The sequence below is a fragment of the Planctomycetaceae bacterium genome, from assembly GCA_041398825.1.
Taxonomy (GTDB): Bacteria; Planctomycetota; Planctomycetia; order Planctomycetales; family Planctomycetaceae; genus F1-80-MAGs062.
Genome location: JAWKTX010000012.1, coordinates 151,983 through 172,603, shown reverse-complemented (window position 1 = coordinate 172,603; position 20,621 = coordinate 151,983). Strand labels below are relative to the sequence as shown.

At 53.9% G+C, this 20,621-nt stretch carries 16 protein-coding genes; 5 read left to right on the top strand and 11 right to left on the bottom strand.

From position 1 onward, the window contains the following. The first annotated feature begins 74 nt into the window (after positions 1 to 74). Positions 75 to 995, top strand: coding sequence for an inositol monophosphatase family protein (locus R3C20_20540; GenBank protein ID MEZ6042897.1), 921 nt, complete (start codon positions 75 to 77; stop codon positions 993 to 995). Between the two features lie 159 nt (positions 996 to 1,154). Here R3C20_20540 and R3C20_20535 read toward each other — a convergent pair whose 3' ends face one another. From R3C20_20535 to R3C20_20515, 5 genes are all read right to left on the bottom strand, one after another. Next, a complete protein-coding gene (locus R3C20_20535; protein MEZ6042896.1) occupies positions 1,155 to 2,417 on the bottom strand; it encodes a GspE/PulE family protein in 1,263 nt (420 codons plus the stop codon). 146 nt (positions 2,418 to 2,563) lie between these two features. Beyond that, on the bottom strand, positions 2,564 to 3,730 hold the full coding sequence (locus R3C20_20530) for an STAS domain-containing protein (protein MEZ6042895.1): 1,167 nt from the start codon (positions 3,728 to 3,730) through the stop codon (positions 2,564 to 2,566). Between the two features lie 375 nt (positions 3,731 to 4,105). Then, entirely contained in the window at positions 4,106 to 5,578 is a 1,473-nt protein-coding gene (locus R3C20_20525) for a hypothetical protein (protein ID MEZ6042894.1), read from the bottom strand. Between the two features lie 363 nt (positions 5,579 to 5,941). Beyond that, the gene (locus R3C20_20520) at positions 5,942 to 9,148 is read right to left on the bottom strand and encodes a PSD1 and planctomycete cytochrome C domain-containing protein (protein MEZ6042893.1); all 3,207 of its coding nucleotides are present in this window, start codon (positions 9,146 to 9,148) and stop codon (positions 5,942 to 5,944) included. 408 nt (positions 9,149 to 9,556) lie between these two features. After that, positions 9,557 to 10,804: a hypothetical protein gene (locus R3C20_20515; GenBank protein MEZ6042892.1), complete on the bottom strand. Its 1,248-nt coding sequence runs from the start codon at positions 10,802 to 10,804 to the stop codon at positions 9,557 to 9,559. A gap of 246 nt (positions 10,805 to 11,050) precedes the next feature. Between R3C20_20515 and arsD the strand changes: the two genes are divergently transcribed. Further along, positions 11,051 to 11,437, top strand: a complete 387-nt coding sequence (arsD, locus tag R3C20_20510) for an arsenite efflux transporter metallochaperone ArsD (GenBank protein MEZ6042891.1) — start codon at positions 11,051 to 11,053, stop codon at positions 11,435 to 11,437. A gap of 99 nt (positions 11,438 to 11,536) precedes the next feature. Next, the gene (arsA, locus tag R3C20_20505) at positions 11,537 to 13,306 is read left to right on the top strand and encodes an arsenical pump-driving ATPase (GenBank protein ID MEZ6042890.1); all 1,770 of its coding nucleotides are present in this window, start codon (positions 11,537 to 11,539) and stop codon (positions 13,304 to 13,306) included. Positions 13,307 to 13,569: 263 nt separating this feature from the next. On the opposite strand, the gene R3C20_20500 is transcribed toward arsA, so the two are convergent. The 4 genes from R3C20_20500 to R3C20_20485 form a co-directional block, all read right to left on the bottom strand. After that, positions 13,570 to 14,109, bottom strand: a complete 540-nt coding sequence (locus tag R3C20_20500; GenBank protein MEZ6042889.1) for a DUF1697 domain-containing protein — start codon at positions 14,107 to 14,109, stop codon at positions 13,570 to 13,572. 204 nt (positions 14,110 to 14,313) lie between these two features. Then, positions 14,314 to 14,520, bottom strand: coding sequence for a hypothetical protein (locus R3C20_20495; protein ID MEZ6042888.1), 207 nt, complete (start codon positions 14,518 to 14,520; stop codon positions 14,314 to 14,316). 114 nt (positions 14,521 to 14,634) lie between these two features. Next, a complete protein-coding gene (locus R3C20_20490) occupies positions 14,635 to 15,015 on the bottom strand; it encodes a hypothetical protein (protein ID MEZ6042887.1) in 381 nt (126 codons plus the stop codon). 564 nt (positions 15,016 to 15,579) lie between these two features. Then, the gene (locus R3C20_20485; protein MEZ6042886.1) at positions 15,580 to 15,852 is read right to left on the bottom strand and encodes a hypothetical protein; all 273 of its coding nucleotides are present in this window, start codon (positions 15,850 to 15,852) and stop codon (positions 15,580 to 15,582) included. A gap of 1,088 nt (positions 15,853 to 16,940) precedes the next feature. Here R3C20_20485 and R3C20_20480 point away from each other — a divergent pair. Beyond that, positions 16,941 to 17,414 (top strand): DUF4279 domain-containing protein, encoded by a 474-nt coding sequence (locus tag R3C20_20480; protein ID MEZ6042885.1) that lies wholly within the window; start codon positions 16,941 to 16,943, stop codon positions 17,412 to 17,414. A gap of 270 nt (positions 17,415 to 17,684) precedes the next feature. Here the strand turns inward: R3C20_20480 and R3C20_20475 are convergent, their stop codons facing one another. Beyond that, positions 17,685 to 18,155, bottom strand: a complete 471-nt coding sequence (locus R3C20_20475; GenBank protein ID MEZ6042884.1) for a hypothetical protein — start codon at positions 18,153 to 18,155, stop codon at positions 17,685 to 17,687. Positions 18,156 to 18,495: 340 nt separating this feature from the next. Here R3C20_20475 and R3C20_20470 point away from each other — a divergent pair, with 340 nt between their 5' ends. Next, positions 18,496 to 19,803: an enoyl-CoA hydratase-related protein gene (locus tag R3C20_20470; protein ID MEZ6042883.1), complete on the top strand. Its 1,308-nt coding sequence runs from the start codon at positions 18,496 to 18,498 to the stop codon at positions 19,801 to 19,803. Between the two features lie 218 nt (positions 19,804 to 20,021). Here R3C20_20470 and R3C20_20465 read toward each other — a convergent pair whose 3' ends face one another. Further along, entirely contained in the window at positions 20,022 to 20,612 is a 591-nt protein-coding gene (locus tag R3C20_20465) for a hypothetical protein (protein ID MEZ6042882.1), read from the bottom strand. Positions 20,613 to 20,621 lie beyond the last annotated feature (9 nt).

Sequence of the window (20,621 nt, the reverse complement as noted above, 5' to 3'; positions counted from 1 at the left end):
ATGCATATCATGCAGATGGTTTGAGCGATGATTTTCTGCAGGATGAATACTTACTGATTGACAGGCATCAAGACATGGATACTTCAGAAATCATTTCTGCTCTTCAAACTGCACTTCCGCCGGTCATGCGCTGGGCCGGCGCGGTGGCCAGGCGATTACGTCATTTCAACATTGCAGTGGAAGGCAAATCGTCCGGCAATGCTAATACAGACGCATTAACACTGGCCGATCTGTCAGTGCAGGAGTTGTTAGTGGCAGCTCTTCGTGATGCCGATCCCATTTTGCGGACCGTGCGAGTTGAAGGAGAAGAAGAGACGGGCGACATGGCACGGTTCAGTCACGATGCCTCGATGGCGATCGCCATCGATCCCATTGATGGCACGAAACAATATCGGGACAGAACGGGCGATGGTTACTCAATCATCGTCCATCTGCACGACGACAATACTCCGCTTTATTCCATCGTCTTCGCGCCGGAAATGGGTGAGTTCGGGACGTGGGTTGAAGTCACGCAGAATAAACTGGTCTGTGGCGAAGACAATCCGGAAGCAACAGCAAGGCAGGTTCTGGATGCATTGCCGGACTTGTCAAAGAATCGATCGCCCGTGGGTAAGGGAGTCTATCTGATCGGCTTTCAGCATCGAGACACCCAGCGTGCTCGGGAAGTTGATCAACTTGGCTATCAGGGCCGGACTTCCGATGAGATGAAAGGAAGCATTTATCCACTGATGGCGATGGGCAAGTATGGTGGATCACTCATTCATTCGCCGAACATCTATGATTTTCCGGTTTCCATGCATATTGCCCGCTTGCTGGGCGGCGACGCCGTCTGGGTTCACAATCATGAACCCGTTCATTACCGCGAACTATGGATGGATAACCGAGCGAACATGCTCAGATACCCCGGCATTGTCGCGTGCAGTGAAGACTGGACGATGATTGATAAGCTCTGCGAATTGTCTCACGACTGGAATCCAGTGCGGTACGCGGACTGAGGTCGATTCTGAATCCGCCATCTCTCTGCGACTGAGAAGGCTGCCACCACACGGCGTTCTTCCGCCCTGCGACCTCGGGGCGCTCAACAGTCGGCCGAAAATTAACTTTGCGGGTCGCTTACTTCAATGGGCTGTCACGACGGGACATGACAGAAACGATTACTCGCCAATTGATAACGCAGTTGCGTGGAACTGATCCATTGATGTCACTCTCGCAAGAACCTTGTCGCGGATAGAGCGGGCAAGTGTTTTCATGCCGTTCAGTTCCGCGAGCTCCATGAGTTCCGTTGCAGAGGAGCCCTGCAGAATTCCCCTCTGCAGCGATTTGTTAATTTCCATCACTTCGTAGACGCCGCACCGCCCCGAATAGCCTGTGCGAAAGTTTTTGTCAGCGGGAATTCCGCGAACCAGTTTGACGGTTCCGGCATTCGAAGGATCGACATCCAGCATCTGACAGACCGGTTCATCAGGGATGTATTCTTCCCGGTGCTCTTCGCATACCTTCAGAACCAGACGCTGAGAGATGATGCCTCGCAGGCAGTCTGCGATGACCATTCGTGGCACTCCAAAGTTATGCAGAACATCGATAGCCGATGCGGTGTTGTTTGCGTGCAGAGTACTGAGTACCAGGACACCGGTGAGTGCCGATCGACAGGCGATCTGAGCTGTTTCTGCATCGCGAATCTCGCCTACCATCATGATGTCCGGGTCCTGCCGGAGAACACAGCGCAGAGCGTCCGCAAAATTAAAACCGATTTTGGGTTCCACCTGAATCTGGCAGGCGCCGGGGAGATGACGTTCAACCGGATCTTCAATTGTCACAATACTCTTGTTGGGACTATTCAGTTCCTGAAGAAATGAATACACAGAGGTGCTTTTTCCTGAACCGACCGGACCGACGACAAGAATCAGACCGTATGGGGCAGCAAGACACCTGCGCACTGCGCTGAGTTCTGAATTGTCAAAGCCAAGGCCATCCAGTTGCGTAAAGTGTTCCTGATCCGGCATCAGTCGCAGGACGACGCGTTCGCCGTGGATTGTCGGACCACTGCCGACACGCACGTCGCGTTTGCCATGACGGGTGTTCAGCGAAATATGTCCATCCTGAGCAAACCGGCGTTCTGTGATATCCATTCCGGCCAGAACTTTGAATCGTGATATCATGGGCGATGCGGCCGATTGCGGCAGTCGGGCAATTTCATGAAGCAAACCATCCACCCGCATCCGAATTCGCAAACCGTCGCCCGTGGGTTCAAGATGCAGGTCTGTAGCGCTAAGTTCAAAGGCTCGCTCCAGGACAACGTCGCCCACTTTGCCGGGGCCCACAACATCCAGCAGCTCGGTAAGTTCATCCCGCAACCCTTCGTGTGGAGTTGCCATCCCTGATTCGCTCGCCGTTAACCGATTCGTGTCGTTTGTCATTGTAGTTTGGTTCCGGATTCAATTGGCGAAATTGTTCGGTGGACGAGACTGGTCGGTCCTGGAAACGCACTATCGTCACGGGCAGATGTTATGTCGACTGGCCCCGTCAGTCGGTCGTATTGGGATGCATCCCGCGATTTCGGGAACTAATCAACGGATTCCACCGGAGTGCCCGCCCCTGGAGACGATCCATCAACAGTCAGATCACTTTGCGGCGCGGCTGGAGCTGTATCCGAGGAAGATGCGTTGTTGTCTTGCGGAGGCGGCATGTCGGCTGAAGCGGGCTTATCGGGTGCATCGATTGCAGGGGCCGGCGGTGCTTGTCCGCCAGACTTCGATGGCTCGATTCCGGAGCCGTCGCCCTCAGGGGGATCGGTCTTTGCTTCATCAGGCGTGACAGACGATGCTTCTGCCGTGCCCTGGCCCGCTGTCTCAAGCCTGAGCATGGGACGGTCCGGAGTATCTGCGTTGTCAGTGGCACTGTCCTGAGGCCTGGTCGCCCTGTTTCCTGCCTGATCGCCTGAAGTTTCATCGCCTGAGGACTCCTCGACTGAAACTTCACCATCGGAGGCAACAGAAGTTTCATCGCCTGATTCGGTAGATTTGAGCGGAGGGAGTGGCAGAGTGAATTCTTCGGACGGAGGGGTTAGATCGTCGATAGGAATTCGAACTTCTTCGTACCAAACGAACCAGCCGAGCAGCGGAGCAGCAATCAGGAAGACAATGATGGAAAGGGCTCGTCGCCAGCCGGACTCGCGAAATGTCGAGATGGCAGATGCAACAACGGAAAGCCCCATGATTCCATATACAAGTGCCGTGGCTGTTTGTTTGATCGCGGCAAAATGTGGCAGCACACGTATTGCGATGGTAATGGCCCCCAGAACTAAAGCGGCGGGCCCCACAAACGCAAGTATGCGACGCTCACGTTTTTCGACTCTGGCTTCTGGAGAATAGCCAAGGGAGTGAACAGCCAGTTCAAATGTCTCAACCACAGTCCAGACTTTCGTCAGACCAGTGGTCTGAAGAACTTCCACGATCTGCTGGTTGGGGGCGACCACGACCATTTGTCCGCCTTTTTCCTTGACGGACTTCCAGATGCGAATGATGGATGCAACAAGCGAACTGCCCATATAATCGAGCGAAGTGAGGTCAACCACACAGGATGGCGTTTTTACTGCTGCAAGTTGCTCAATCACCTTCACAGCAGCGTCCCTGATATCGCCCATATGAGCGGTTCCGAGTTCCTTTGGAAAGGCAATCACCGAATAACCATCTCGATGGCGAAACCAGAACGCTTGACTTGATTCGGACAAAGGTGGCCCTCCCTTTTTACAATTCGCACCCGGAACCGCAGAATCGGCGGCCGACTATACAGAAGTTTGGCATTTGCCGAAACCGAATGTTTCAGACGCCCGCCGCTTCGCACGAATGCTGACTCAATGTTTCATGTCATCTTTCAGAAGCTGTCAGATTTCTGACAAACTCAAAATCCCCCGTTTAGCTTAGCTGTCCGTTGAAAAATCGGGACAGGCACGCTGGTCGGCGGTCAACCGTCGTGTTTTCACGTCTCCAGCTCGGGCCAGTCCCGTTTTTCAACAGGGTATTAGCCTTCAATCCACAGTCGAAAGCGGTCTGCACAGCAGAAAATGTCAGGTCAGCATCAGACGTAGCCGTCGCTCGAAGCTCAGTCAGTCCAGGTTCTTCAGTATGCCAGTGGCATGCAACTCAAACATCTGCTGCCATTCCGGTGCCAGAATGCAATCGCTGTCCTCCTGCGCGCCGCCGACATTCTGTAATTGCTCCGCAGTTGGGCAGTAATAGATGTACCCATTCGTATAACCAGCGATGAATGTTTGATCGTGTTCCACCGCCTGTTTGATGTTCAGTCCAATCTGGCATGTCAATTCACCGGGAAACGTCAGCAATCGAAAATCGTTGATACGAATCGCAGCGACTTCAACATCTACGGTACGACTTCCGGCCGCTACGTTCTGAGCCTGATGCTTCTTCAACAGCGCCAGATTGGTTTGCATGCGTGTCAGTTCTTCCATGATGTGGATATTGCGAATGTAAGCCTCAATGTTTCCGCGATTTTCAACGTCCAGGTGATGGACGGCATTTGAGCCTGTCGCCTGCTCGCGCAGATAGCGGTGCGAATAATATGAGGGGTGTTCCGGATCGATCCGATATTGCACCAGCAGCGGAATGAATGTCTTCAGGTTCAGACTTGTGCCGCGAAGACTTTGCATCAACGTCTGCTGCTCCTGCTCCAGCCGACGGATTCGGTCGACCAGATCAGCTCTCGGAAGCACAAGCTTTGTATGATTCAAACGTACATTTGATTCATCACCGCATTGGATACTTCGAATGACCTTCAGTGTACTAAGCCCCAGTTGATTCCCCAGCGGTCGTGCATCTCTCGGAGCGGCGACATCCTTGTAAGCGATTGGGTTGATGTCACCACCACACCCCTGAAAGAAAAGTGCAACCGCTTCACCATGATCATCGCTGAGATTCTGTTCAATCACCTCAGAAGCAAATCCTGTGATATCCGCTGTGTTCTTCGCGCCAGGGACACCCTGTATTGGATGGCACGCGAAGTTATAAAGTACGGCCAGCGTTCCGCCTGTTTTTCGGTCGATCCTCAGCACCCCAATCTCAGGATCGACCGGACCAGCGCCTGTTACTTCGTCATCGGGAGGAAGTGCATACGCATGTCGAACATCCGCTTCCTTGCCACTTCTTAATTTCAGGCGCCGGTTTTCGGAAATACCGTCTTCCGTACCCACTCCCGCATTTGCAACGACAGGAACCATACTTCGGAACGCCCGTTCAACGACTTCTGTCGTCAGTTGCTCCACATCGTCCGACGGAATTCCATGGCAATGACTTGCATTCACAATCACGCTGTCCGGAGACAGTCCGATGGATTCCTGAAGTTTCTGTCGGACGCGAGGAAGGAAATCGTTCGGAATGTGCCCGATTTCTCCTATCGCCACGACATCCATGGAGACGAATGCGACCGTTTGTTTTCCATCAGAGACAACCAGAGCCCGGGCATGAAGGGGACCGACGACAGGACCCGCATCTCGATTCGTAATATCTACTTTTGCAGCGCCGGCAATAAGCTCTCCAAACACGCTGGGCGTGCAAAACAACATGGAAAGTAGTGCCGGCAAGACTTTGCATAAAATATTGCAGCCGACGCTTTGTTTTGATGAACCTGATTCCACGGACGTGGCCCCCCGATGTTGCGATTGGGATGGAGAATCGAAGCAGATGCGAAGATTCGAACCGTTCCTGCTGACGAAAATTTATCCTGCCTGCTGACAGCCTTGAAGAACGGAACCGGCTCGAGCAGGAGACACCAAAACACGACGGTTAACAGCCGACCAGCGTGCCCGTCCCGATTTTTCAACGGACAGCTAATGCCTGCCTGAGTTCATGGCCCGCCGCATTCAAGATCCACCGATAACATGGAATCTTCCCGGCAGGTTCTGCACACATGCAAGACTGGCGTTCCTCTAATCGACGTACAGAAATTCATTGGAACTGAACAAAGCCTGACACAGGTTTGTCATTGCCTGTTGTATTGGTGATCGCCCATCGGCAACGAAATCTGGTCTACGCTGAAACGTTTCAAGTTGTGCTGTAATATGGTTGGCTGCCAGAACCAGCTCGTCTGGTTGCGGTTCACGACAAAACCCTAGTTGCCAGGCCCGCACAATCTGTCCAACGATCGCAGCAGGCTCCACATCGGGACCACGAAATTCTTTAGACGCATCCAACGCGACAACGCCGTCCTTCGAATCACGTGACACCGGCAGCAACTTCAGCGAAGCCGGCCACGAGAAGGAATCGGAAGTCACGCTTCCTACACAGTCGGTGATGAAGTCAATCGTATCTCCGGCTTCGACCGTCAGCTCCGCGACATTGGTATCCGCAGCGCCATTAAATACGCTCCATTCGCCAGCTTTGCCGGACCGGCTGCTGACGATTCGTCCTCGGACACCGTCACCGTTTGGAGAGCCGTGGCTGAGTTTACCAGCAATAGTCAGGGTGCCTGACAGCGGAGCGGTCCATCGTCGAATGACCGCTCGCTCCAACACGTCCGGATGCCCGCCTGTGGCGTGAAGCAGAACATAGCCCAACTTTGCATCGGGAAGTTCAGGCCCTGCCTGCCACTGCGAACCAGTGAAATGCTCTAGCCTTGTAAAAAGACTCGTTCGGTCGTTCTTTGCGTCGTACATTCCATAGCCGTAAGACCAGTTTGAGACGGGAGGCCGCGGAATGCTGGTTAAAGAATCCAGTACCGACTGTGAAACCGGCGTCGCTTCAGCCGCACAGCGTTCAGCGAGTCTGAAAGCCTGTCCCAGAGTAAACTCACCGTTCATAAGGATCAGTGACTGTGTTGCCACAGTGGAGGAGGGTCGCAATTCGCAGTTTGTCTGCATAACCGGTGCATCAAACGCCTGCAACATGGCGACAGGGCGGCTGCGTTTGGTTTTGATATACAGGCTCCGGCGTGTTTGACTGCCGTCGACGATCACCTGACCGGTGTCATCTTCTTTGATATTGACCGGTACGCCAAACAATGTGCGGTCCAGTTGGCCGGATGCGGCTAACATCCGATCGCGAATGGTTTCTGCATCCAGGCGGATCAACTGTCGTCTGGTCAGTGGGATGGTTGTGACGGAATGATCCGCATCCCCTCCCGATGGCGGCAACGATGCCGTTTGGCGCCAGACGGTTGACGTCATGATCAGACGATGCAGCTCTTTCAGGCTCCATCCGCGTTTCATAAACTCGTCCGCCAGCAGGTCGAGAAGCTCTGGATGCGATGGTTGAACCCCCAGGGTGCCAAAGTCCGACGGTGTTTCGACCAGGCCTTTTCCAAAATGGTGCAACCAGATGCGATTCGCGATAACGCGTGCGACCAGGGGGTTATTCGAGCTGGTCAACCACCTCGCAAATGCCAGCCGTCGCCCTGTCGTTGACAGGTTCGGATCGTTTTCCGGAAATTCAATTCGTTGATCTTCCGGGCAGGCAACGGTCAAAGCAGCTGGTGCCACTGCATACCTGGGTTGCTGGTAGTCTCCGCGATGAAACAATTTTGTCTGGGGAACGTGCCCTGGCGGTTCGATGAGTGCACGGATGAATTCCTCGGGCGGTTTCTTTGCCCGGATTTCATTGATGCGCTGGTCGAACTTCGCCAATTCTGCCTTTGACGATTCAATATACTGATACAGGTTTCCGGGCGTAATGTTGACGCTGGGATGTTTGGCCAGTAACTCTTTGTGGGTATCCGATCTCTTGTCGGCAGGGGTCTCGTACGCTTCGCGCAGCTGTGTTCTCAGAGGTTCGTCAAATTTGGCGAGTTCCGTTTCCAGCGCCTGCTTCATATATTCCGCGAGCTTCACGGACTTTTCGTCCGAAATCGCTTTCGTTTGGGCTTCCAGTTCGTTTGCTGCTGTTCGATCAGCCTGCGTATAAAGCGAGATCCGCCGGGAATTGGGTACCTGCCACGCCTGCCAATCCAGAGTCGGCTCGAAGACTGCTCTGAGCGCATAGTAATCCGTCTGCGGAATCGGATCGTAACGGTGATCGTGACACTGCGCGCACTGCAGACTGAGCCCCAGAAGCGATGTTCCAACAATCTTCAGCGTGTCGTTGACAACCTGATTTCGTGCTTCGGCATTGTCGGCGCCGCTGCCTGTTCCGTCGGCGGCCATTCGAAGAAACCCGGTCGCCGTCAACAGATCGATTTGCTGTGGTGTCAAATCACCTTCGCGCGGGCCAGCCAGCTCGTCACCTGCAAGCTGCTCGGTGATGAAGCGATCAAACGGCTTGTCTTCGTTTAAAGATTTGATGACCCAGTCGCGATACTTCCATGCCCAGGATCGATCGGCATCGGTATTTGTGTAGCCTTCTGAATCTGCGTAGCCAGCGACATCCAGCCAGTGCCGCGCCCACCGTTCTCCGTAGTGCGGTGAATTCATCAGATCCGTCAGAAGTCGATCGTACCAGTCATCTGCAGAATCCTTTGACCATGTCTCCATCTCCTCGGGTGAAGGCGGCAAACCAGTCAGATCCAGAAAGGCTCTTCGTACAAGGACGCTTCGGTCCGCATCGGGCGCAAAGCCTGTATTTTCGGGGAACGACTTCACAAGAATCGCATCAATGGCCGTGCGAACGCGCTGATTTGCCGGAAATTCTGACAAGTCTTCAATCACCGGGCGTTCAATTGGCTGGAACGACCAGAATGCCCGCTCTTCCGGGGTGATTCCCAGACCGGGTGGTAGATTCTCTGGCTCAGGTCTTGCCGTTTTCGCGCCGCTAGTGATCCATGTTTCAATGATGGCAATTTCTTCTGCTGGCACGTGCCCTTTCGGAGGCATTTCTCCGCTGCGAATCCGTTCCAGCAGCAAACTTTCAGAGGGCCGTCCAGGCTGGATTGCAGAACCAGATTCGCCACCTTTGTGCATCAACCGGACCTGACGCAAATCCAACCCACCCTGCAGCTCTTCTGTTGCACCGTGGCAGTCGTAACAGTGGGCTCGAAAAATCGGACGGATGTCTTTTTCGAAGGTAATTGCAGACGCATCAGCAGAAGCGGCATGAATCTGTTCCTGCGGCTTTTCTTCCGCCAGACCTGACTCCATGCAAATCAACGAGGCCACGAAAAAGACGCAGGCAGTCAACTTGTTAATGTTGTAGGACGAAATTTTCATTGCTGTGCTCATGAAGTTTTGAGGCGACCGTACTGCCCGTGATTCGTGGGAGAATCGAAACGCCGGGCAATAACGCCAGGCGGAAGTACACGGCATTATCTGGTGGGCCGATGCGGGTTTGCCATACGATGCGGCAACGCACAACGGATGTGAAACAGTAACTGGGATGGAGATCCGGTGGGACAGACATTGTCCACGTAATCGCCCCGGAAAACAATGCCGAGCAGCCGGGAAAGGGAAATCGTCTGCCACCAAAACGACTCTGTCACCCGTACGACTCAGGGGTTGAAATCCGGCGAAATTCGCCACGATATCCGAGGCATCACAGATCTTTGAGCTATCAGTTGAGCAACGCACGACGGCAGATTTACCCGAATACTCGGCATGTGCCTGCCGATCCATCATCAGTCAAGGTTCGCTGATGGGAGGTACCGAGGGCAATGAAAATCGTTTGTTCCATAACACATCAACATTGTGCAGATGCTGCATATGATGTTGACCGGTCTCGCCTTCAAATCCCATCACTTCAAAGTAACCCTGACGTGCTGTTGTCGATGGTAGAAATCCGGTCTGGTGTATCTGATGGGTTTGTGTACGGTTAATTCCCAGCGAGTTCAGCAGGTATCCGGCGGTTTCCGTTGTGCTGGCGTATGGAGTCCGCTGTGCGGAATGAGATAAAATAAACACCTTCCTTTTCTGCGTCGCTGCGTCAGCAAACCGCAGAAAGTCCTGCATGTTGGTAACTGAGACCATACGCACCGGGCTTTCTGAATCGAGCCCGGCATAGATGGAATCCGCGGTCACGATTGCGTCCACTCGATCAAAGTGTTCCCGCGACTTCAGAATCTCCCGGATCGCACCATACCCCGCGCTAAACGACGACAATGTCAGATCGGGTTCATGTGTTGCAATATCTCTACCCGGCAAGCATGCTTTCAGGATGGTCTCGAATAACTTCGGGTCAGCTGTAAAAGGTTCGGAGTAAGCAGAAGACAACCCCGGGAAGTTCACCACCGCGACCGTTCCGGGCACTCTGCAGCGATTCAATGCGGTTTGAACCGTAGGTACAGCGCCGTGAAAATGAATGAGCAGTCTGTTGTCAGATGCATCGGAATCTTTTGCTCGCTGAATGATTGTCAGCTGACCGTTTGCGACCGCAATCGACGACTTCTCCACCGGGGTTTCGTTCGTCAGCGATTGTTGATTGCCATGATTTGTATCGCAGAACACACGCGCGGTACCGACCGTCTCATGCCAGCACAGGAAGAAACCAACAAGGCCGCTCAACAGAAATCGTCGTCGCACACAAAGTTTCATAGCATCGGGCTCCGGCAGGAAGTGACGCAATAACGCCGTTAAAAAAAAGACCGAAGTCATTGCAGTCAGGCGTCTGGCTGAATTCAGAGACAAAACGAACGAACGTGAACAAAGCCGCAAAGTGTCCGGCTCGATTCGACGCATTTCCATCGGCACAGTTGGCGTGAATTCTACCAGAATCACCCAGCAAAGGGACTCTGGGCTTCCGTCCATCGCTTCATTTGCAGGGGTAACCGGCCGATTCAATGACTGCGGCACGCGGCTGTTGATGGCCGAGGCGGATCGCGCAAACGCAGGACTCACGTGAAGGGCGGCTGCATCGACAGCACGATGGCGCATCGCAACAAGTCCGTCAGTCTCCAGATTGTTCGGTGAAAAACTGCTTCCGGCGTTCGTTGGTCAGCACCCGTCTGGCCGGCGCCGAACCCGTCCTGCTGGCGTCTGAATCGGGAATGCGCGTACGATCTTTGCGACTCGTGAAAACATTCCGGAATGGATTCGATTGTGTTTGATGAAAACTTGTAAGAATTAAGATGGTGCCAGAATCAAATCGACCGCGTTGACTACAGCGAAAGGAAGGCTCGCATGAAAACAATTCGAATCTATGACAAGCCCATGTGTTGTTCGACCGGCATATGTGGACCTCAAGTCGATCCAGTACTTCCCAGGTTCGCTGCGGATCTGGAAACGCTGAAAAATGCAGGACACACAGTCGAAAGATACAATCTTGCGCAGCAGCCGCAGGCTTTCATCGAAAACACGACGATTCATGCTTTGATTTCAACCAAAGGAACGGATGTCCTTCCCGTGATCATGGTAAATGATCAAGTTGTGAGTCAGGCCACGTATCCAACTCTTGACATGCTTCACGACTGGACGGGCGATCGGGAACAAGGCAAAGATTCTCTTCCCAGGGTTTCACTGCCCATCGCATCCGATGGCTGCTGCAGCGGAGATACAGGCTGCTGCTGATAACGCTGAACTCCCGGGGTACCTGCCAGCAGCACAGACGTCTGGTGTCGATGTTCGCTGATGTCATCAGCACAGTTCTTCAGGAAGGGGCTCCTGCAAATGGAATTTCTAAACGCACCAACTCGCAATCTGTTCTTCACCGGCAAGGGTGGCGTTGGTAAAACGTCAATTGCCTGTGCGACAGCAGTCAGGCTGGCGGATTCCGGAAAACGAGTGCTGTTGGTTTCGACGGATCCTGCTTCAAATCTTGACGAGGTTCTGGGGTCAGAACTTGGGCAGAAACCGACACCTGTTGAAGCGGTACCCAATTTGTTCGGGATGAATCTTGATCCTGAACAGTCGGCAGCCGAGTATCGCGAACGAATGGTGGGCCCCTATCGGGGTCTTCTTCCACCAGCAGCCATTCAGAGCATGGAGGAACAGTTTTCGGGATCATGTACCCTTGAGATTGCTGCGTTCGACGAGTTCTCTCGACTGCTCGGAGATTCTGCGGCGACCGCCGAATTTGACCACGTGATATTTGACACCGCTCCGACAGGACACACCCTTCGCCTGCTGACTCTGCCATCGGCGTGGTCAGGGTTCATGGAATCGAATACCACTGGCACATCATGCATCGGACCGCTCGCTGGACTGCAGGCTCAACAATCACTCTACAAGCGAAGTGTTGAAGCGTTGAGCAATCCTGACATCACCACCTTAATCCTCGTCACGCGCCCGGAGGTCACCGCTTTTCGCGAGGCGGATCGTACGAGTCGCGAATTGAGATCACTCGGCGTCAACAACCAGTCTCTGGTCATCAATGCCGTATTTCAGGTATCCGATCCCTCCGATGGAATTGCAAATGCGATGCAGCACCGGGGAGACGCGGCAATCGCAGCAATGCCGGAAACGCTAACGGTGCTGGACCGGACCGTGATCCGCATGAGGCCTGGCGGAGTCCTTGGCATTGAATCGCTGCGTCAGCTAGGCAGGCCGGAAGATTTCGATGGGGGCACTCAGAAAGTTCATCTCGATACCCTGCAGATGGCTGAATTGCCGCCGTCGTTAAACGTCCTGATCGAAGAGCTTGCGGCCCCGGGACATGGACTGATTCTGGCTGTGGGAAAGGGCGGCGTTGGCAAAACGACCGTTGCGGCTGCTGTCGCAACAGCACTTGCGGGTCGTGGCTTTCAAGTTCATCTTTCGACCACGGACCCAGCGGCTCATGTCGCAGCGGCGGTCAGCGGTCAGAGCCTTCCCAATCTTAAAGTCAGTCGCATTGATCCTGTTGTTGAAACTGCAAAGTATTCCGCAGAGGTGATGCAGAACGCCGGGGCAGAACTGGATGAAGCTGGCAAATTGCTGCTGGCAGAAGACCTCAGATCGCCCTGCACAGAAGAAATTGCGGTCTTTCGAGCGTTCGCCGACGCAGTCGCAGAGGCTACCAATACATTTGTCGTTCTTGATACCGCCCCGACAGGACATACCATCCTGCTGCTGGATTCTGCGCTAGCCTATCATCGTGAGGTCACTCGGCAAGCCAGTAAGATGCCCGAAGCAGTGCAGAATCTGTTGCCACGTTTACGGAATCCGGAACTTACGAGAGTGCTGATCGTCACGCTGCCTGAAGCGACCCCGGTGCACGAAGCTGCTCAACTGCAGCGAGACCTGCGACGAGCTGAAATCGAACCATTTGGATGGGTCATCAATCAGAGTCTGGCACCATTAAAGGTGACTGATCCAATCCTGATGGAACGGCAGATGCACGAGTTTAAGTACATCAAAGAAGTCACGTCTGAACACGCGGCTCGCACGGCCCTCATCGCCTGGCAAGTAGATCCACCGGTCGGTCGCGAGGCGCTTGAAGCCGCAGCAGCTGAAACCTGACTTTGGGTATCCATGAACGCGAAGGCCAAATCTGTTCCACAACTGTGGGTATGGATCGAGCACCACCGGATTGGGCCCAGTGACTGAATTTGCAGACTCCGTCGCCGAGCCCAGTTTCAGTGCATGTGATTCATATGCGGCACTCGACAATCCGCGAGTATTGAATGGTTCGGCCTTTCCGAAGCGCCAGCAGATTACGCATGCACAATCGAAGTGTGAGCCAGACACCAACGTTCCGGACCCGTCTCAATGTTAGTCAGTTGTTAGTCAGTGAAGAATTTCGAGACGAGCCTTCGGATTGTCGTTATATTTCGCACGGTGTTGCGAGGGAGCTGGATCGATTTTGTCTCAGGCAGTGCCCAAACCTTCGATTCGGAGATTCTGGTTGTACAGATCCAGTAGAATTCACGACCGATCACGCGAAATGAATCGTGTTCGGTTCGAACAGATTCCAGCTTGTCAGCTGTTTTGGCATCCAATTCGTTACGCATAAATGCGACATTAATCGTGGACTGCCCTGATTCGTGTTCGTCGAGAGTTTCCGCGTTCGCGATCGTTTTGAGGTCGTCAAAACTGCGCACGAACACGTTCACCTCATACCCCAGTCTCTGCCGAAGAGCATCGCCTGCATTGTCCTCAATCAGAGATTGTTTTCGCTTGTTGCTTTGGAAAATGACGTTGCCGCTGGCGATGAACGTGGCGACGTTCTGATGTCCAAGTTCCTCAAAGACTTCTGCAAGGACCGGCATTTTGACACGTCTTTTGCCGACGTTTATTCCGCTCAGGAAAGCTGCGTACTTCATTTGCCTGCTGCAATGTTAAGGGATGCATCGCCCGGATTGTCGGCTGTGAGCCTGGCATTCGTAACGCGGTGATGGCAACACCGCTTCAACGTTTTGTTTGTCTTCTCGCAATCCTCTTCTCGTACCATGGGTCGAAATCGCAGAATCTGAGTCCGTGATCTTCACTCAGATTCTGCTCGACCATGTAATCCAAATCAATTTCGATCATTGGGGGAGGCGAAGTTCCTGTATGGTCAGCAAAGTAGTCACTGCAACCATTTGATGCAAACGCGACCAGTAACGATGGCCAGCAGTCACATCGGCTGGCGTCGTAAAGAAACCTGTTGACGTTGCACGCCGCAACAATTCGTATCCCGAGTTGAAAAGTAGCAAATCACTCGCTTCATCGATTGGATCAGCAGGAATCGGCATGGCGTACCAATGCCATTCGGAAATAGTCCCTAAGAGAGAGATTCAGCTTCTTCGAGTGTCATGCAAAATGACGGTAGGCGAACGCGTTTGTTCGCAGTCCTTTGCACCAGCGCGTCAGTCGCCGAAGCCACTCTCAGCAGACCAGGAGCTGACATTGCCTTGATTGTCATACCGGAATTCAACACGTCGGCTGGCAAGAATCGTTCGGCCGTACTTGCTCAATTCGGTCCAGGTATTCTTAGGCTCTCTCGTGCCCCAAAGCATGACAAACTCCATACCGTAACCGTTTGAAGGTTCTGCGAGCTTTCGCCGCGTCCGATAGGTTTCGGTGGTACCAGATTCGTTCTTTCGTATCTCAATGGGATTGCCAAAGACGGCATGAACTTCTTCGATCGATTTGAACGTCCATAGTTCTGTCCCAGACCTGGCGATCAGAGTCGAACAGCCGGTTTGTCCAAGTGCGAAGCACGTCACAATCATCAGTGGAATCCGCATGAAAAACGCCGTGCTGGCTCGCCACCCAGGCTATCAGACCTCAGGAATTATCACAATATCAATCTTTGCATACCGCGAAGTAGCGAGTGCCGGATACTGGAGCTGGACTTCGAACGTTCGCAATCACCCGATCGAACCGAGAGTTCGTCGATTATCAAGACACCCGGCTTCGCCACCCAGGTCCATTCCTGCTTCCGCTACGCATCTTCATTGCACGGTTCGGCGATTGTCGTAAGTTGCCGTTTCCAGCGTCGGTTAGTGCCAACCACATCATGCCCACCCAATCGTCAGTCGACATCAGGACTGGCTGCGCATCGTCCCATAGCCAATCAATCACTGTCCTTGTTCCTGCCCTGATCTCGAATGGAAACGGTTCCTGCCACCTTTTTGAATTCTTTTTGTTGCCACATCCTGCGATTCGTCCCAAAGGGACATCGAGATTAGCCGGTGGTCGCCGCCGAGCGGCGCACCACCGGAACCCCAACAACGAGATTGCATCCCGGAGGGATGCTGGATTTCTTCAAATCGCAATCAAATCCTCCGATGCATAATTCCGGCATCCCTTCAGGATGCGGGCGATTGTGGGCTGGTGACCGGTGGTGCGCCGCTCGGCGGCGACCACCGGCTAATTTCTGCAAGCCCTCCGGGCTGAATCGTGGGAGCGAATACAGCATACTCGCAGTGTCGTGGAAATGACGCCAGTGACGCGAAGGCAACAGAACCCCGCGTGCCTTCCCCGAATACAGCATCGACGGTAACGCCCGCGTGCTGGCGATAGAGCCGTGTCCCGAGATCGCCGCCGGCCCCGGTCGAGTCGTCACGGGGACGTTTCGGCATCGAGTGGCCCGCACGATCGATCTGACGATTGCCGGTGAGTCCTCACCGATCGGCTGCACGGGCAATCATCCGTTCTGGAGCGAAGATCGGCAGGACTTCGTCAGAGCCGACTCACTAAAATTTGGCGAAACTCTGCGAACGCCCAACGGCCTGACCACCGTCGTCTCCACAACCCCCGTCCCCGAACAAACCTTCGTCTACAACCTCGAAGTCCACGTCGCACACGTCTACCATGTCGGCACCAGCGGTGTGCTGGTGCATAACGGGAATGACCTGTGCGAGCAACTTCTGAAAAATGGTGGTCTTGTTCGGCGAGAAATTAAGAATTTCCGCACCAAAAACCGGAACACACATTCCTTGAAAACACGGCAAAGGCGCTCAACGAAAAATTTGGAAAGAACCTCACATCGCGAGAATGGGGTCGAGCCCTCGAGTCGCTCAAAGACCCGGGCAAGAACTTGGGATTGGGGAATGATCATCACGGAATCATTGATGAGTTTGGAAAATACTTCGACCTTGATGGAAACTTCATCGATTCGATTCTTGATTATCTCTGATGTTCACGGAGTTTCGTCATAGTGACAAATGCGACATCCCAAACCTGCGACGAATTCTCAATTCCGTTTGTCGAGTTGAGATGTTTGACAACTAGCGAAGAGGTCCGTCGGTTGTGCCTTGAACTAGGCTTGGATGCTGCGACCTCGAGTCAATCCGAGACCGCAACATTCAAGACTTCGACCGAAAACGAAGTGGAGAGCAACCGAATTGATTCGCACATTGCTCACATCCGACGCAAACTCGGTTCTTCAGTTGACCGATTGAGAGCTGCGTTATCAGATAGCAATTCGTGGTTACAGATCTACACGCTTTCTTGGTCGCGGTCACCCTCAACAGGGCCGTCACTAGATGCTGAGTCATTGCAATGGCTGGCCGCACTCGATTTGGAGTTCACGATTGCGGTATTGTTTGAGAGTGCAAGCGGTGACTGGATCTTGCGAGTGCACCGTCAGGCAAATGTCCATCACGAAGAATCCGGTATTAACAGAGAGTGTTTGAGGCCACATTGTAGCCCGCCTCGTTTGATTCCCATGGATGTTGATTATCCATCAGCAGATGGAACGTTTGCTGCAATTCACTTTGAAGCCGATCACATTGACGTAGATGAAATGAACTCACTGTTCGGTCGCGAACATTGCATTTTTCATAACAAGGGTGATTTACTCGACGACACATCGGGATTCTTCTGGAAGTGCGATTATGACACGTGGCAATTGAAATCAGAGCCGGCTGTTGATTCACTCGATCTCCGTCACCACGTTGATTGGCTGGAGGCACAGATCACACCACGACTCTCCAAGCTCCGGGAAATTGCGAATAGACCGTCAGCAAGAAAACTGGTGGTCCGCTGTTATTGGTGGTCGACTGAAGGGCATGGTGGTCCCGCTCTGTGGCCAAAACAGTTGTTGTGGTTAAGTCAAAGTAATCTGCCATGTGAGTTCCGCTTCTATTTTTCGACAGACGGGCGGAATGACTTTCGCGTTTCAATGAAGGCAAAAAACTGAATCGACCGCGAAGCTGTTCGACAATCACGTGGTACCAGCAGCGATTGGATGCCGTTCAACGGGAATGTTGGAAACCGACTTTGGAACTTTCCGCGTCAGGACCACGAGATTTCATCATGAAGCATCACTCGCTTTTATTTGGATACCGCGTGCGGGTTTTGTTTGCTGTTGGGTTGTTGTTTTGTGTTGCTGGGTTCAGTGTCCACAAGGCGACGCAGGCGAGGGCGGCGGCGGAGAACTCAGGGACGGTTTCTTCGCGTGTGGAACCGCTCAGTCAAAGTGATGCTCGGCCTGCCGCAGATGTTGAGCTGGCTGCGTCATTCTCCGGCGACGCGGCGATTCTGACTCACTCGTCTGGAACGCGCGACGCCTCAGACTGAATTCTGTGATTCGTCCCGGAGGGACATCAGAGATTAGCCGGTGGTCGCCGCCGAGCGGCGCACCACCGGAAATGGCCCCAACAACGAGATTGCATCCCGGAGGGATGCTGGATTTCTTCAAATCGCAATCAAATCCTCCGATGTATAATTCTGGCATCCCTTCAGGATGCGGGCGATTGTGGGCTGGTGACCGGTGGTGCGCCGCTCGGCGGCGACCACCGGCTAATTTCTGCAAGCCCTCCGGGCTGAATCGCAGAGGGTCATCAACATCTACATCTACATCTACATCATCGTCATCTACATCATCGTCGCAATCCCATGGCATCGACGCCAGCGTGACGCTGCGGCAAGAGAATGGCATTTCCGGCCCCGAATACGGCATCGATGGCCTTGTTCGAGTGTTGGCGATAGCCCCATGTCCGGAAATTGCCGACGGCCGCGGGCGAGTCGTTACAGGCACCTTTCGCCATCGTGCACCTGCCACGATCCCATTGGCGATTGCCGGTCAGCCGAAACCGATCAGCAGCACAGGCAATCATCCGCTCAGGAGCGAAGACCGCTGCGGGTTTCCTGTTGAGCAGGTTTCTCGGAGGCGTTCCGGGGATCCTTCCATTCGCAAGGAACGGGCTGCTGTTGACGGAAGTTGTTTGCTTGTTTCCATGCTCAGACCCAAACACAACTTTCGGCGGTAACTTTTGTCGATGACCAGAAATGGTTACCTTCTGAACGCAGCGCAGCACGCAGCGATTCACTCAACACAGAACGAAACTGATATGAGATCCGGACTGGCAGCAGGAACGATTGGGCGACTCACCTGGGTTGTTGACGCAAACATGGTCATCACGCTGGGCGGTGACCCTCGCGCGACAGTATTTTCGACCCCCAACATGATCCTGCTGATGGAACGATCGGCTCGCGAAGCTCTGCGCCCCTTCCTGGAAACCGGCGAAGAAACAGTGGGCGTTGATGTAAACATCCGACATATTGGGGCCGCTGGCATCGGTTCAACGGTGCACGGAGTTGCCAAGGTGACGGCGGTGGAAGGTCGTCGCATCCGCTTCGATGTGCAGGCCTATTGCGGAGAGCGATTGATTGGCGAAGGAACCCACGTTCGTGCTGTCGTGCAGGTGGACCGAATTGTGGAAAACATCGTCAAACTTTCTGCAGCCGATCGCGGAGACGATAAACAACTGCGGGCTATGTCTCTGACCGCAAACATGGGTTCTCTGCCACAACTAAAAACCATTCAGGTCAACATTCAGAATCGCATCGCCACGGTCATGCTGAATCGTCCCGCATCACTGAATGCGGTGAATGTTCAGATGACGCACGAACTTGGTTCTGTTGTTTCATGGTTGCTTGGACATCCGAAGGACGTTCGAGTGGTGTTGCTGACGGGGGCGGGGCGAGCTTTCTGTGCGGGCGATGATGTGAAAGAACTGCGATCACTATCGATGGAAGCCGCCCGATCGCTCAGCCATCTGCAGGCAGAAACCTATCTGGCTTTCGAACGATTGCCGCAGCCTGTGATTGCACTTGTGAACGGAGACGCATTCGGTGCAGGGTGTGTGGCGGCCTATTCGGCGGACCTGCGTCTCGCGACGCATTCTGCCCGTTTTGGGATGCCGGAAATCCTGCTGGGCTGGCCCCCGGGTTACGGGATCGCACAGCTCACGTCGCTGGTTGGCAAGAGTCGTGCCCTGGAAATGTGCATGATGGGCCAGCCGATTTCGTCGGCAAAAGCCATGGAGTGGGGACTGGTGAACGAGGTTGTTGCCGAAGTGTCACTGCTGCAGCGCGGTTTTGAATTGGCAGAGCGATTGCTTGCAATGCCCGCTGACGCACTGCGTGAAACCAAACGTCTGGTTCATCTGGATGAAGGCTCTCAGCCCAAAGTTGCCTATCGGGCTGACACGGACGCTTACATTCGATGCCTCGAACTTCCAGACGCTCAGGAAGGACTGGCCGCATTCGCTGCGAAACGGCCTGCGGATTTCAAAGGCGAGTAGGCCGGTGGCCTCAGCCGCACACGGGCCATCTCGCAGTGAATGCTCAGAAAGAGGCTGGCGGTTGCCTCGACAGGGTAAGGCGCTGCCGTAGGAAGTTTGAAACGCAACGAAATTCTGACGAATCCGGCTTCTGAGCGGCGCAGAGCCTGCTGGCGTCACCATTCACCCGCAGGAGACCCACCGGCGAGATACCCACCGGTGGGTGATTGGCAGGGTGATCATTCGGCCAACAGGGGTTGATGGATTTTTCTTAGTTCGTCGGCAGACAGCTTGATCACTCGCCGGTCGTAGGTCACCAGTCCGTTGATTTCGCCTTCGACATCGGTGGTTTGAGTGTAAACGCCTGCGGCGATTCCCTGCTGTTTCAGTTCCGTCAGCAAGCGGATCGATTCGATATAGCGAGCTCGGTATTCGTCCTTGTTCTTTGGCAGATCGCCATAGCCCCAGTTGCGGCGGTTGGGATCCCAGAGGTGTCCTTCGGTTGGCAAACCGTGCCCGCCGAATTCTCCCACGACCATGACAAAGTCGGCATAACGCCTGGCATCGAATGGAAAACCGGGATGTGGATAACGATGTTCGTCGACGATGTCGCCCACCGGCCAGAAGTTTCCTCCACTGGCAATATTGATTAATCGCGAAGGGTCACGCTGAACGGCCCACTCGCCAACTTCCACGGTCTTGTGCTGTCCCCAGGCTTCGTTGAACGGTGTCCACACGACGATGGATGGGTAGTTTTCCAGTTCATTCACCATCGATTCGAATTCAGCTTCAAACTGCGAATGATCGGCATCGGTCCATTCTGCGTCCATGGGATCTGG